The organism is Pseudomonas sp. AK106 (genome assembly GCF_053903055.1).
In genome coordinates this window covers 4,378,090-4,392,423 of sequence record NZ_CP096426.1, presented here as the reverse complement: position 1 = coordinate 4,392,423, position 14,334 = coordinate 4,378,090, and the positions used below count along the sequence as shown (strand labels likewise).

The window sequence follows — 14,334 nt, the reverse complement described above, 5'->3', positions numbered from 1 at the left end:
TATCCCTCCGTCACACGAGAACCTTCCGGCATGCGCGGCTCGACCCTCTTTCTTCTACTGATTTTGATGAGCGCAGCGGTTGCGGTGTCGATCTGGCGTGGCTGGTTGCCTGTCGCCGACCGCTGGAACCCGTGGGCCCCGCTGAATGTGCGGGACGAGCCCAACCTCCTTACACCTTTCAAACTCTGGCGATTGCAGGAGGATCCGGCATTGTGCGACGCCGCGCTGCAAACGTCGACCCTGCGCTACACGCACCAGGCCGACAGCGCCGCCGACGCCAAATGCCCGCTCACCAACACCCTGCGTATCCAGGGCGGCGACATCGCGCTGAGCAGCAGCTTTCTGTCCAGTTGTCGTCTGGCAGTGGCGTATGCGCTGTTCGATATTCATCAATTACAGCCAGCGGCCCAGGCGGTATTCGGGCAAAAGGTCGCCCGGATCGATCACCTTGGCAGTTTCGCCTGCCGCAACATCTACAACCGCAGTGAAGGCCGACTGAGCCAGCACGCTACCGCCAACGCGCTGGACATCGCCGGGTTTCGACTGGAAGACGGGCGCAGGATTTCGGTGCTCAAGGACTGGAAAGGCGAGGGCGAGGAGGGGCGTTTTCTGCGATTGGTGAGGGATGGCGCCTGCCAGCAGTTCAATACGGTGCTGAGCCCGGAGTACAACGCTGCGCACCGAAACCACTTTCACCTGGACATGGGACGCTGGCGGGTGTGTCGCTAGGGGAGGCGAGCGAGGTTGTGTGCTGCGCTGGGTTGCGGCCTGGCGTCAGGCAGCGATACGAAGGTTTTGAAGCACAATCGGCCGCGCCCAGCCGTTATCGAAGGCCAGATGACGCTGCTGCTCGGTCATCTCTTCAGCGCTGAAGGGTGTGGCGGGCTTGTCGGCCAAGTCCCATTCAAACTCGGCAATCGGCAGGAACAGTGGGCGAGGCTGAGGGCCCGGGCCGGGTTCAACGCTGTCATCGTAGGGGTTGAGCACGGTTGGGCGAACCCAGGTGTCATCGAATTCGAGGTTGCGCTGCTGCTCGATCATTTCCATCGCGGTGAACGGCTTGGCCGGCTTGTCGGCCAGATCCCATTCGAACTCGGCGATCGGCAGGAACAAAGGCTCCGGCGGCGCGATTTCCTTGTCCTGAACCGGGCACTCACGCTGCTCGACGATCTTGTCCAGTGCGGTGGCGCCGGCCACCGGCTCGCCGGTCAGACTGTCATTCGTGGCAACGGCGCTGTATTCGGGCGCTGTGCCGGCGTTGTCATCGACCTGTTGAGCCATCGCACGGGCAAACGCATCCTGCCAGAGCTGCGTAACGCCGCTCAGGGTTTGGGTATTGCGTACGCTGTAGTCGCCTGCGTACGTCAAATAGCCTATCGAGGAGGTTTGCTGAATGTCTGACATAAGCGCTCAGTACAGCCCGTGGGTCTGGCAAAATGCCGGATACTTTTGTTATCGGCAGATGTTGCCAATCATTAAGAATATCTGAGCGCGTAGAGACAATGACTGAGCAGCACGCGGGCAGCCGCATTCGGGTCGACAGCCTGACCCCCGACGGGCAGGACACCGCAGCGCAGTGGGCGCGGCGACTGGGTTTGCCGCTGGACGACGCCGACGCGGATTTTGCCCTGCAAGTAGCCGAAGATGGCCTGCAATTGCAGCAACTGGGTAACGATGCACCGGGCCCGGTCCGAGTGGATTTCATCGAAGGCAAGGCGGCCCATCGGCGTCTGTTTGGCGGCGGCAGCGGGCAGATGATCGCCAAGGCCGTGGGTATTCAGCCGGGCGTACGGCCTCGGGTGCTGGATGCCACGGCAGGGCTGGGCAAGGATGCGTTCGTGCTGGCGAGTCTGGGCTGTGAAGTAAGCCTGATCGAGCGGCAGCCGATTATCGCCGCGCTGCTCGAAGACGGCCTGGCGCGCGGTGCGAGGGATCTGGACGTGGGTGGGATCATCGCGCAGATGCGCCTGTTGACCGGCAACTCCATCGAGCTGATTCGGCAATGGGAAGGCGAGCCGCCCCAGGTCATCTACCTTGATCCGATGTTTCCCCACCGGGAAAAGACCGCATTGGTGAAGAAGGAAATGCGCCTGTTCCGGCCGCTGGTGGGCGACGACATGGACGCCCCGGCACTGTTGGCCGCAGCGCTGGCGCTGGCCAGCCATCGCGTTGTCGTCAAACGCCCGCGCAAGGCGCCGTGCATCGAAGGGGCCAAGCCGTCTTACGCGCTGGACGGCAAATCCAGCCGCTACGACATTTACCCGATAAAGGCGCTGAAGAACGCGCGGCCGTGAAATTCATGCGATTCGATGAACCCGGCAATCATCGGCGCAGTCATCTGCTGTGCCGATGCCAGAAAAGCCACCCTATGAGTGTGCGCTCATCGGAGCCAAACCTGACCTGATCCGTAGCCGGAGATAACCGATGAGCGCTTCCACGTTGTCCGTGACCCCCTTGCCGTTCGAGCCGCAGTTCGAGCAGATACCCGATGACGAGGCTCAGACGAGCAAAGAGCTGGCTGAGGCCATGCACAGTATTCTGGAAACCACCTACGAAGATGGCGGCCATGCCATACGCAGCGTGCATGCCAAAGCCCACGGCTTGCTGCATGGGCAAATCCGCATTCTGGATAATCTGCCGCCCGAGCTGGCCCAGGGTGTCTTTGCGCATCCCGGCACGCTGGACGTGAAGATGCGCTTTTCCACCAATCCAGGTGATCTGCTCGACGACAAGGTGTCGACGCCACGCGGTCTGGCCATCAAGCTGGTCGGTGTGCAGGGCGCACGCTTGCCGGGGAGTGAAGGCCAGGTCACCCAGGACTTCGTGATGCAGAACGCCAAGGCGTTCACGGCCGCCACGCCCAAGGATTTTCTCAAGACGCTGAAGCTGTTGGCCAAGACCACCGACAAAGTGCCCAACATGAAGAAAGCGCTGTCGGCCTTCTTCCGCGGTCTGGAGTCGGTGGTTGAAGCTGTGGGCGGGGAGAGTGGAACGCTCAGGTCACTGGGCGGGCACCCGATGACCCACCTGCTCGGGGAGACCTATAACAGCATCGTGCCGTTTCTCTATGGCCGCTACTACGCCAAGCTGAGCGTGGTGCCTGTGTCCCCTGAACTCACCGCGTTGACCGACCAGAAGGTGGACCTGAATGGCCATCCGGACGGCTTGCGGGAAGCGGTGCGCAGTCACTTTGCGAGCAAGGGAGGGGTCTGGGACGTGCGTATCCAACTCGCCACCGACCTTGAAAAAATGCCGATTGAAGATGCTTCGGTGGAATGGTCCGAGGAGCTGAGCCCCTTCGTGACCGTTGCCCGTATCGAGGTGCCGCTTCAGGACAGCTGGTCAGACGAACGCCAGCAGGAAATCGACGAGGGTATGGCCTTCAGCCCTTGGCACGGCGTGGTTGAACACCGTCCACTGGGCGGCGTCATGCGGGTGCGCAAGCCGTCCTACGAGCTGTCCTCAGGCTTCCGCGCCAGCCACAACGGCTGCCCGATGCACGAGCCTCGTTGACAGAACCCAAACCGGTCCCACAGGCGCGCGCGGCCTGTAGGACCGACGCCAGTATCCGCGGATGCACGCTCTGCGTTCAGTGGGACCGGCTTCAGCCGGGAATAGGCCGGTGTGATCACCATCAGATTTGTGGTGTGACGCCTGAGGCATTCCCGGCTAAAGCCGGTCCCACAATATTGGCCGGGCGCCAGTATCCGCGGATGCACGCTCTGCGTTCAGTGGGACCGGCTTCAGCCGGGAAGAGGCCGGTGCGCGCGCCATCGAATCTACAGCCTTAAACCCGATACGCCTTCAAGAACAGCGCCACCACGTCCCTGGCGTGGTGGTCGGCAGCTCGCTCGTCCGGTATTTCCCCGGTGCCGATGAGAAGCCTGAAATGGTGCACGCCTTTGATCAAACTCAAAAAATGCCCCGCCGCATCAAGCGGCGATTCGAAATGCAGGCCGTTTTTACCGCTCAGCTTGCGAAGGAACCGCTCCAGCTCGCGCAGGACTCGCTGCGGTCCTGCTTCGAAGAACACCTGTGTCAGCGATGATGCCTGAGGCCCCAACGCGATGATCAAACGGTTCAGGTCGATGGACTCCGGGCTGTTGATCAGCGTTTGAAACCCTCTGGCAATACCCAGCAATACTGTTTCAACGGGCTCATCAACCGGCACATCCACGAACAACCCCGGCACCTGTTCCTCGCAGCGAGCAACCACGGCGCAGGAGAACAAAGTCTCCTTGTCGGTGAAGTGGCTGTAGACCGTGAGCTTGGAGACCCCGGCCTCAGCGGCGACGGCGTCCATGCTGGTGTTGGCGTAACCGTTGCGGATGAACAGGGTTTTGGCGGCTTCGAGAATGGCCTGGCGCTTGGCCAGATCCTTGGGGCGGCCGGGTCCGGCGGGGGCGCTTGCCTTCACAGCGCGCCGAACACTTTCTTCGCCAGACCGGTCGCCGCCGCTGCCGGGTTGGCGCGGATGCTTTCTTCCTGTTTGGCGATCATTTCGAACAGGCCGTTCAACGCCTTCTCGGTGACGTAGCCTTCGATGTTCGAGCTCTTCGCGTCCAGCACGCCCAGCGTCGCGGCCTGACCGGCGAAGGCGTTGTATTTCTGCGCCAGCCCGACTTTGTCAGTGGCCTGCTTGACGATGGGCAGAAATTTGGCGCGGATCTGTTCGCGGCTGGAAGTGCTCAGGTACTGGGTGGCCGAGTCCTTGCCGCCGCTGAGGATGGCTTTGGCGTCGGACACACTCATCTTCTTCACGGCATCGACCAGCAACGTCTGCGCCTGGGGCATCGCCGCTTCCGCCGCCTGGTTCATGCTGGTTTCCAGCTGGTCGACCTGCGCGCCCATGCCGAACTGTTTCATCTTCTTGGCGACCTTGCCCAGGCTGCCCGGCAGCTCGATGCGCACATCCTTGTTATTGGAAAATCCGCCGGGCACGCCCAGTTGCTTGACGGCGACCTGGGCGCTCTGGGTGAGGGCATCCTTCAATCCGCCTGTGGCGTCCGATTGCGACAGATCATTGAGCGACAGCGCGAAGGCACTGGCCGATAACAGCAGGCCGGCGCATATACCAGTGAACGAGAGGGAGCGATGCAGCATGGGTAATGTCCTTTTCAACGGTCTATGATCCACGCCCGATTAACGGGCCGGGCTCAAGCGAATTTTGACGGGCGGTTTTTCGTCCAGCGTCAGGTCCACCGTGTAGCGCTCGGTGCTGATCATCAGCAACTTGCCGTCCACCTCGATGCGCGCGCTGACCGAGTAAGTGTGACCCGGCTGGACCTGCTTCTGATCGTAGGTCAGCTGAAACGGCAGCGGCACCTGGCCTTTGATCGGGCCGTTCTGGCTGGCGAGGATCTGCGCGGGCGCGTCTGCCAGCGTCACGTCCTGCAGCGAGACCTTCAGCGTAGCGGTTGGCGGAAGCGCCATGCGCTGCAGGTAAAACACTTCGCCGTCCACCGAGCCCGGCAGGTTGTCCGGCGTATGGGCGCAAGCGGCCAGCACAGTGGTCATGAGGGTGAGCAGGATGTGTTTCATGTGATGTTCCTTGTCAGGTGAAACAGGTGAGAGGGCGTGCGTCGTCGCTCAGGCGATCGGCGCGTCCCCAATGACTTCATCACTGCGATGCAACGCCACCTGGCGGATCGACAGCCTGATTTCCGCTGGCAATACGCGCTTGGCGGCGCCTTCGGCCAGATCTCCCAACATATCGTGATAGCTCAACTTGCCTGCCGCTTCGGTGCGCAGAACGCCCTGATCCAGCAGCGTCTGAATGAAATGCCGGAACAGGCTCTTGTCGAAAAACTCCGGCGCATTCAGGCCGTGCAGGATCGACAGCCGCTGGGCCATCGTCGTGCACAACTCCTCGAGCCCTTCGGCGGTGAGCGTGTGCTGACCGCTGTTGAGCAGCAGGGAAATCGCCATGTAGAAACGCTGCAGGGTCTGGGCAATCGCCCGCGACAGCACCGTCAGCATCACAAAAGCGCGGGAGCTCGGCGCCGGGCGCAGGTACACGCCGTTCTCGAATCGCAGCAGGCCCTGTTCGACAAACGCCGCCAGCCACTGATCGATGACCTCATCCAGGTCCTCCAGCGACCAGCGGATGAACAGCTCCGATTGCAGGTACGGGTACAGCGCCCGTGTATACCGCAGAATCTGTTCGCGGCTCATGCGTGACGAGCTCTGGAAGAAGCAGGCCAGCAACGAGGGCAGCGCAAAGATGTGCAGCACGTTGTTGCGGTAGTACGTCATCAGGACGGCATTCTGCTCGTCCAGATACAGAATCTTGCCCAGCGCATCGCTGAGTTCCGAGAGCAGGTTCATGCCTTTGACGTGCGCGATGAGCGCCCGTCCATCGCCGTCCGGCAGCGTGGTATGGGGCGAGTAGGGCACGGTGCGCAACAGCGTCAGGTACAGATCCAGCACCCGCGCCAGGGCTTGATCGTCCAGCGCGTGTTTGGCTGTCGACAGCAACGCCAGCGCCACCAGATTCACCGGATTGATCGCCGCCGCTTCGTTCAGATGGCGTGCCACGCGTTCGCCCAGACGGTGGGTGGTCTCGTTGAGCCAGGCCGGTTTGAACACCGGGCCCAGTTCCTGGGTGCGCCAGTCCGGTTGCTCATGGTCGAGAAACTCGGTCAGCTTGATCGGCTCACCGAAGTTGACCGAGACCTGGCCGAAGCGCTGCTTCAGCGCGCCAATGACTTTGAAGATGTCGAAGATCGACTCTTTCTTCTTTGCCGCACCGCGCAGTTCGCCCAGGTAAGTCCGGCCTTCCAGCACGCGTTCGTAGCCGATGTACACCGGCACGAACACAATGGGCATGCGCGAGTTGCGCAGGAAACTGCGCAGGGTGATCGCCAGCATCCCGGTCTTCGGCTGCAACATGCGCCCTGTGCGCGAACGTCCGCCTTCGACGAAGTACTCCACCGGGAAACCTTTGGTGAACAGCGTGTGCAGGTATTCGTTGAACACCGCGGTGTACAGCGGATTACCCTTGAACGTGCGGCGCATGAAAAACGCGCCGCCGCGCCGCAACAGGCCGCCGATCACCGGCATGTTCAGGTTGATGCCGGCGGCAATGTGCGGCGGGGTCAGGCCGTTCCGAAACAGCAGGTACGACAGCAGCAGGTAGTCGATGTGGCTGCGGTGGCACGGCACATAAATGATCTCGTTGCCCTGGGCGACGTTCTGCACGCCCTCCAGGTGACTGACCTTGATGCCGTCGTAAATCTTGTTCCAGAACCAGCTCAGCACCACTTCCAGAAAACGGATGGCGGTGTAGGTGTAGTCCGAGGCGATTTCGTTGCCGTAGTGCAGGGCTTTTTCCCGGGCCTTGGCTTCGGTGATTTTCTCCCGGGCGGCCTCGTCGAGAATGGCCTGCCTGACCAGCGGATCCGCCACCAGCCCTTTGACCAGATGGCGACGGTGCGAAAGGTCCGGTCCGATGACGGAGGTCTTCAGGTTGCGGAAATGCACACGCAGCAAGCGTTGAGCCATGCGCACCGTCCGCTCGTAACCCTTGTTCTGATCGACCAGCTCACGCAGATGAACCGGCGCCGAGAACTGCACGCGGGTTTTGCGGCCCAGGATCAGAATGGTCACGAAGCGACGCAGACGCCCGGTCACCTTCCAGCTATCGGCAAACAGCAGTTTCCACGGGCTGTCTTCCTTGTCCGGGGACTGGCCCCAGAACACGCTGACCGGAATGATTTGCGCATCTTCCGTGGCATTTTGCGTGACTGCGCCGACCAGACGTTCAAGGGTCGGTGGCGCGCCGCGTTTGTCGTGGCGGCCCAGCCAGTCGGGCTCGGGCGTCAGGTAGAAAAACGCAGCCGGCTCGGTCAGATTGCCAACCGCCACGGAGAGTACCGGGCGCGGCAGACCGGCCTTGCGGCACTCGGTGTCGAGGACGGCAAGGTCGCTCATCGAAGGGTTTTGCAGCGCGTAGAAAACCGGGCGGCTGCGGTCGAGATTGAGGGTGAAAGACGACTGGTTGATCGTCTCCGAGCGCACCCAGAGGTAAAGCAGGCGGCGCACGGTGCCGAATACAAGACGGCGAAACGGGGAACGGGTCATAGAATTCTGCTGAGAGGGGCGACGCCCGCGAGGCCGCCAGTTTGCCGTATCTGGTGGGGATGGGCAAAGCGGCGCGGGTGCCCGGCGGGATGACGTATCAGGACGTATGCCAGGTGATTTCCTCTTCACCATCAACGCTGATGCGAATCCATTGATCGGCTTCGGCGTCACTCTCTTCCTCGACCCAGGTCCCCGGCGCGCAACGCACTTCGACTTTCAACGTGGCGAAGGCGGCGCGGGCGCAGGCGATATCGTCGTCCCACGGGGTTTTGTCGCTGTCCAGGCACAGACTGTTCCACTTGCCGACGGCCTTGGGAATCCAGGTCACGGGCACGTCGCCCGCTTGGCATTTCCAGGTCTGGCCTTTCTGTGTCCAGTCGGTGCAAGGGCCGATGTCTGCGGTGAGCCAGGCGGTGATTGCCTTGTGGTCGACGTCAGCGTCTTTCAGGTAAATCTCGATATCGGGTTGGCGCATGGATGCCTCTTGGTTGTGCTGGAAAATCCACTCGCGGATTCAGTCTGTTCGGGTGCTTCAAGCCGTCAATTCAGGACGAAATAATCGTAGCGCATGGACACCGTAACCTCGAACGGCTCGGCCTGATCGACAACGTTCGCGCGGCGTTCGGCACTGGCGCGCCAGCCGTGGGGCGTCATGGCGAGCAGATTGGCGCGGGCCTGGCCGTCCACCAGTGTCAGGGTGAAGCGCAGGGTTTCGCTGTGCTGCAGGCTCATGCCTTCCGGCACCAGCGCCAGGTGCTTGTCATCGCTGTAATCGCGGACTTCGTCGTACAGGCGCTGGCGCAATTCCATCAGGTGATCATTGGTCGGTCCTACACGCATCAGGCCGCCGCCCGGCGACAGCAGACGCTTGGCCTCGGCCCAGTCCAGCGGGCTGAACACGCTGGCGATGAACTGCATGCTCGCATCCGGCAGCGGCACGCGGGCCATGCTGGCAATCAACCAAGTGATGTTCGGGTCGCGTTTGCAGGCGCGCTTCACCGCTTCGCGAGAGATATCCAGCGCATAGCCGTCAGCGTCGGGCAGGCCCTGGGCGATCTGCGCGGTGTAATAACCCTCGCCGCAACCGATGTCGAGCCAATGCGCGGGGGCGCGCTCGGCAGCCAGTTCTGCCAGCCGTTTGGCCACCGGTGCGTAATGCCCCGCGTTGAGAAAGTCGCGGCGCGCCTCGACCATCGCCTGATTGTCGCCAGGGTCGCGGCTGTTCTTGTGCTGCACGGGCAGCAGGTTCAGGTACCCCTGACGGGCGCGGTCGAAGCGGTGCCCGGCCGGGCACACGACGCCGTTATCCGCTGAATCGAGCGGGGCGGAGCAGATCGGGCAAGTCAGCATCAGGCGAGCAACTTGACCAGAGTCTGGTAGTAGATCTCGGTCAGCACGTCGAGATCGCTGGCGAGGATGCGTTCGTTGACCTGATGGATCGTCGCATTGACCGGCCCCAGTTCAACCACTTGGGTACCGAGGGTGGCGATGAAGCGACCGTCCGACGTGCCGCCGCTGGTCGACGCACGGGTGTCGCGGCCGGTGACGTGTTTGATGCTCGCCGACACTGCGTCCAGCAGCGCACCCGGTTCGGTGAGGAACGGCAGGCCGGACAGCGCCCATTCCACGTGCCAGTCCAGGTCATGCTTGTCGAGAATAGCGGCCACGCGCTGCTTGAGGTCTTCGACGGTGGATTCGGTGGAGAAGCGGAAATTGAACACCGCCACCAGATCCCCCGGGATCACGTTGGTCGCGCCGGTGCCGGAATTCAGGTTGGAAATCTGGAAGCTGGTGGGCGGGAAGAAATCATTGCCGTTGTCCCAGTGCTCGGCGGCCAGCTCGGCCAGCGCAGGTGCTGCCAGATGAATAGGGTTCTTCGCCAGATGCGGGTAGGCGACGTGGCCCTGAATGCCTTTGACGGTGAGGGTTGCGCCCAGTGAGCCGCGACGGCCGTTCTTGACCACATCGCCCACCAGTGTCGTGCTCGACGGTTCGCCGACGATGCACCAGTCGAGACGCTCCTTGCGCGCCGCCAAGCGCTCGACCACCGCTTTGGTGCCGTGGTGGGCCGGGCCTTCTTCGTCGCTGGTGATCAGGTAGGCAATCTTGCCCTTATGGTTCGGGTGGTCGGCAACGAAACGCTCGGTGGCGACAATCATCGACGCCAGGCTGCCTTTCATGTCCGCCGCGCCACGGCCGCAGAGCATGCCGTCTTCGTCGATCAGCGCGCTGAACGGATCGTTCTGCCAGGCCTGAACCGGGCCGGTCGGCACGACGTCGGTGTGACCGGCAAAACACAGCACCGGACCCTCCTGGCTGCCGTGGGTGGCCCAGAAGTTATCCACATCCTGAATACGCATAGGCTCCAGGGCAAAACCGGCATCGCTCAGGCGTTTCATCATCACGGCCTGGCAGTCGGCGTCCAGTGGCGTGACGGATGGGCGACGGATCAGGTCGCAGGCGAGTTGCAGCGTGGGCGAGAGGTCGGCTGGGGCTGTCATGAAAAGTCCGAGATATTGAGTGAAGGCAAGGCGATAAACCGGCGAATAGCTTAAAGCAAAACGGCGACCCGAAGGCCGCCGTTTAGTACAGCGCCCCATTGTTTCAGGCAGTAGCGGGTTCGTCTGCCGGTTTTGGTTTCGGCAGCGAAGACAGAAACGCCATGATCAGCGCCGCGAGGTACGGCAGCGACTGCACCAGCAGCATGATGACCCAGAAGCGCATGTCGTTGCTCGGCAGGCCCTGCACCAGACAGATGCCCAGCGCGGCGCCCCACAGCATCAGCATGATGAACAGCTCTTCGCGGGCCTCGGAAATCGCCACCAGCAAGCCATGGCTTTCGGCGTTTTTCGGGGTGCGGAAGAACGGGATGCTGGTGGTGAAGAACCCGTAGAGCACCGCTTTGGCGATGGTGTGAGACAGCGCCAGCCCCGCGAGGGCCGCATAGAACGCATCCGTGAGGTTCACGCCCACGGCGCGACGGTAAAGGAAGATGATCTTGCCGACCTTGAAGAAGAACAGCGCCAGCGGCGGGATCGCGAAAATCAGCAGCGGCGGGTCAACCCGGTTGGGCACGATGATCATCGCCGACGACCAGAGCAATGCGCCAACCGTGAAGAAGATGTTCATGCCATCGGCCACCCACGGCAGCCACCCCGCGAGGAAGTGATAACGCTGGCCACGGGTCAGTTCGGTGTCTTTGCCGCGCAGCAGGCTGGCGGCGTGACGCTTGATGATCTGAATCGCGCCATACGCCCAGCGGAAACGCTGCTTTTTGAAGTCGATGAAGGTGTCGGGCATCAGGCCCTTGCCGAAGCTGTTGTGGGCGTACGCCGCCGAATAGCCTTTTTCGAACACGCGCAGGCCCAGCTCGGCGTCTTCGCAGATGCACCAGTCCGCCCAGCCCAGTTCTTCCAGAACCGAGCGACGGGTCATGGTCATGGTGCCGTGCTGAATGATCGCGTCGCGGTCGTTGCGGGTGACCATGCCGATGTAGAAGAAGCCTTTGTATTCGGAGTAGCAGAGCTTCTTGAACGCACTTTCGTGCTGATCGCGGTAGTCCTGAGGCGACTGCACCACGGCGATTTTCGGATCGGCGAAGTGAGGGACCATGTGCTTGAGCCAGTTGCGATCAACGCAGTAGTCCGAGTCGATCACGGCAATCACTTCGGCGTCCGGCGCGGTGTGCGGGATCAGGTAGTTCAGGGCGCCGCCCTTGAACCCGGCCAGCGGTGCGACGTGGAAAAACTTGAAGCGCGGGCCGAGCATTTCGCAGTGGGCCTTGACCGGCTCCCATACGGCGGGGTCCTTGGTGTTGTTGTCGATCAGCAACACTTCGAAATCCGGGTAATCCAGTGCGGCCAGTGCGTTGAGGGTCTGTTTGACCATCTCCGGCGGCTCGTTGTAGCAGGGCACGTGGATAGAGACTTTCGGTCTGTAGGCCGAATCCCCTTCAACGGGCAGGAATTCGCGGCGGCGCTTGTGCGTCCACACCGCTTCGGCCAGTTCGTGCGCCTCGGTCAGCAGCACGATGAAAACACCGAACGCGCCCAGTGCTAGTAAAAATCCTACGAGCAGGCTGAACCAGGTGCTGTATTGCTGACTGTAGTCGTAGCCGATCCACACCAGAACCGAGCCGCACAGGAAGGCGATGAAGGTCAGGAATGTCCGGCCACGCTGACGCAGCGCCGAGCCATCAATCAGCAGCAAGGCGAGGGCCAGCATCGCCAATACCGCCGAGCCGATCGCGAGCACGCGCCACTGCGGGATCGCCACGACCGGGCCTTCGAAATTGAATTTCTGCTGGCGGGCAGCGTTGTAAACGCCCCAATAGGCGCCGACCGATCCTTCGTCGCTGGCTTTCCACGGCTGGTCGAAGGCCTCGATCACGAAGTAGTTGAAGCCCTGGCGGTTGAGCTTGTTGACGAGCGTGCGCAGGTAAACCGCTTGATCCGCCTGGGTGGCGTCCGCACCGCCACGCATGTGGCCGTTGCTCGGCCAGCCGACTTCAGAGAGCAGCAGCGGTTTTTTCGGGAACATGCGTTTCAATTCGCGGGCGCGGTCGAGCACGTACTGCCCGGCCTTATCCATCGGGATGTATTCCCAGTACGGCAGGATGTGCGCGGCGACCAGGTCAACGTGCTTGGCCAGTTCCGGGTACTTCTCCCAGATATGCCACTGCTCGGACGTGGTCACCGGGACTTTGACGGCGGCGCGCACGCGGTCGAGGGCGGCCATCAGGTCCTTGGGTTTGATCTCTTCGCGGTACAGCGCTTCGTTGCCGACCACCACGCGAACGACGCTGCGCGAGGTGTTCGCCAGTTCGATCGCCGTGGTGATTTCGCGCTCGTTTCGCTCCAGGTCCGGACTGATCCAGATGCCGAGCGTCACCCGCAGGCCGAACTCCTCGGCCAGCTTGGGGATGTCCTTGAGCGTGCCGTCCACCGAGTAGATACGGATGTTGTCCGTCTGCTTGCTCATCAGCTCCAGGTCCTGACGCATTTCTTCGTCGGACGGGTAGAGATCCTTCTGCGGATTCTGTCCCAGCCGGAAAGGCGAATAGGAAAAGCCGGAGATCTGTTCAGGCCAGTTAGGGGCGGTGACGGGGCGGTTGATCAGCGCCCAGAAGCCGGTAAACAGCGCAGCGATCGCCACGACGACAACGAGGTTGAGTCCAAATTTACGCGATGACATAGGTGCTTCAGGTTCCAAAAGGGGAACGGGAGGAGTGACAGGGTACAGCGGGCCGAAACTTTGGCAACCGACACGTGTTCAAGTTCTGTTCGGCCTCGCATGTGAGACGTTGCCAGCTCTCTGCGGGGCTGCCGGGAAAGCGCTGACTTTCAGACCAAACGCCTGCAACTCAGCGCTTTGCGAATCGCCGTCAGGGCCTATAATGCGCGCCGGTTTTTTGGGGTATTGGTCATGAGCACAGAAGATCCGCGTTTCGCTGGCGTCGCCCGCCTGTACGGCATCGAGGGCCTGGAACGCCTGCGCGCGGCCCACGTGGCAGTGGTCGGCATCGGCGGCGTGGGTTCCTGGGCGGCGGAAGCCATGGCGCGCTGTGGCGTGGGCGAGATTTCCCTGTTTGACCTGGACGACGTGTGCGTCAGCAACAGCAACCGCCAGTTGCACGCCCTGAGCAGCACCGTTGGCCGCGCCAAGGTCGAAGTCATGGCCGACCGTCTGCGGGAGATCAATCCCGATTGCGTGGTCCACGCCGTCGCCGACTTCGTCACCCGAGAGACCATGGCCGAATACATCACGCCGGACATCGACTGCGTGCTCGATTGCATCGACAGCGTCAACGCCAAAGCGGCACTCATCGCCTGGTGCAAGCGCCGCAAGATCCAGATCATCACCACCGGCGGCGCGGGCGGGCAGATCGACCCGACCCTGATTCAGGTCTGCGACCTCAACCGGACATTCAACGATCCGCTGGCGTCCAAAGTGCGTTCGACCCTGCGCCGGGACTACGGCTTTTCTCGCACCGTCACCCGCCATTACAGCGTGCCGTGCGTGTTCTCCACCGAGCAACTGCGCTATCCGAAACCGGACGGCAGCATTTGCCTCCAGAAAAGCTTCGTCGGCGACGGCGTGAAGCTGGACTGCGCGGGTGGTTTTGGCGCGGTCATGATGGTCACCGCCACGTTCGGGATGGTCGCCGCGACCAAGGCCGTGGACAAAATCGTCGCCGGCGTGCGACGCCCGTCGGAGCGGACCAAGGCGCAGCCTGCGGTCTGACGGCTGGGT

At 62.2% G+C, this 14,334-nt stretch carries 13 protein-coding genes; 4 read left to right on the top strand and 9 right to left on the bottom strand.

All coding sequences use genetic code 11. From position 1 onward, the window contains the following. The first annotated feature begins 30 nt into the window (after positions 1-30). Positions 31-729, top strand: a complete 699-nt coding sequence (locus tag M1E04_RS19400; RefSeq protein ID WP_456291885.1) for an extensin-like domain-containing protein — start codon at positions 31-33, stop codon at positions 727-729. A 45-nt stretch (positions 730-774) separates the two neighbouring features. On the opposite strand, the gene M1E04_RS19395 is transcribed toward M1E04_RS19400, so the two are convergent. Further along, on the bottom strand, positions 775-1,404 hold the full coding sequence (locus M1E04_RS19395; RefSeq protein WP_192132208.1) for an energy transducer TonB: 630 nt from the start codon (positions 1,402-1,404) through the stop codon (positions 775-777). A gap of 98 nt (positions 1,405-1,502) precedes the next feature. Here M1E04_RS19395 and M1E04_RS19390 point away from each other — a divergent pair, with 98 nt between their 5' ends. Together M1E04_RS19390 and M1E04_RS19385 are read left to right on the top strand one after the other, a co-directional pair. After that, positions 1,503-2,294, top strand: a complete 792-nt coding sequence (locus M1E04_RS19390; RefSeq protein WP_192132206.1) for a class I SAM-dependent methyltransferase — start codon at positions 1,503-1,505, stop codon at positions 2,292-2,294. Positions 2,295-2,424: 130 nt separating this feature from the next. Further along, on the top strand, positions 2,425-3,513 hold the full coding sequence (locus M1E04_RS19385; protein WP_065989880.1) for a catalase family protein: 1,089 nt from the start codon (positions 2,425-2,427) through the stop codon (positions 3,511-3,513). A 274-nt stretch (positions 3,514-3,787) separates the two neighbouring features. Here M1E04_RS19385 and M1E04_RS19380 read toward each other — a convergent pair whose 3' ends face one another. The 8 genes from M1E04_RS19380 to M1E04_RS19345 all read right to left on the bottom strand — a co-directional run bounded on the left by M1E04_RS19380 (position 3,788) and on the right by M1E04_RS19345 (position 13,275). After that, the gene (locus M1E04_RS19380; RefSeq protein WP_456291884.1) at positions 3,788-4,417 is read right to left on the bottom strand and encodes a TetR/AcrR family transcriptional regulator; all 630 of its coding nucleotides are present in this window, start codon (positions 4,415-4,417) and stop codon (positions 3,788-3,790) included. Next, positions 4,414-5,103, bottom strand: a complete 690-nt coding sequence (locus tag M1E04_RS19375; RefSeq protein ID WP_456291883.1) for a DUF4197 domain-containing protein — start codon at positions 5,101-5,103, stop codon at positions 4,414-4,416. Before M1E04_RS19375 ends, M1E04_RS19380 begins: the two co-directional genes overlap by 4 nt. Before the next feature lie 39 nt (positions 5,104-5,142). After that, positions 5,143-5,541 (bottom strand): YbaY family lipoprotein, encoded by a 399-nt coding sequence (locus M1E04_RS19370; protein ID WP_192132199.1) that lies wholly within the window; start codon positions 5,539-5,541, stop codon positions 5,143-5,145. 48 nt (positions 5,542-5,589) lie between these two features. Continuing rightward, positions 5,590-8,082 (bottom strand): glycerol-3-phosphate 1-O-acyltransferase PlsB, encoded by a 2,493-nt coding sequence (gene plsB, locus M1E04_RS19365; RefSeq protein WP_456291882.1) that lies wholly within the window; start codon positions 8,080-8,082, stop codon positions 5,590-5,592. Between the two features lie 97 nt (positions 8,083-8,179). Beyond that, positions 8,180-8,557, bottom strand: a complete 378-nt coding sequence (locus M1E04_RS19360) for a hypothetical protein (RefSeq protein ID WP_065989871.1) — start codon at positions 8,555-8,557, stop codon at positions 8,180-8,182. Between the two features lie 65 nt (positions 8,558-8,622). Then, the gene (locus M1E04_RS19355) at positions 8,623-9,432 is read right to left on the bottom strand and encodes a putative RNA methyltransferase (RefSeq protein ID WP_065989870.1); all 810 of its coding nucleotides are present in this window, start codon (positions 9,430-9,432) and stop codon (positions 8,623-8,625) included. Beyond that, complete coding sequence (dapE, locus tag M1E04_RS19350; protein WP_192132193.1) at positions 9,432-10,583, bottom strand: succinyl-diaminopimelate desuccinylase; 1,152 nt, start codon at positions 10,581-10,583, stop codon at positions 9,432-9,434. Before dapE ends, M1E04_RS19355 begins: the two co-directional genes overlap by 1 nt. A gap of 103 nt (positions 10,584-10,686) precedes the next feature. Beyond that, complete coding sequence (locus M1E04_RS19345; RefSeq protein WP_192132191.1) at positions 10,687-13,275, bottom strand: glycosyltransferase family 2 protein; 2,589 nt, start codon at positions 13,273-13,275, stop codon at positions 10,687-10,689. Between the two features lie 231 nt (positions 13,276-13,506). On the opposite strand from M1E04_RS19345, the gene tcdA reads away from it, so the two are divergent. Then, the gene (gene tcdA / locus M1E04_RS19340) at positions 13,507-14,325 is read left to right on the top strand and encodes a tRNA cyclic N6-threonylcarbamoyladenosine(37) synthase TcdA (RefSeq protein WP_410934468.1); all 819 of its coding nucleotides are present in this window, start codon (positions 13,507-13,509) and stop codon (positions 14,323-14,325) included. The last annotated feature ends 9 nt before the right edge of the window (positions 14,326-14,334 follow it).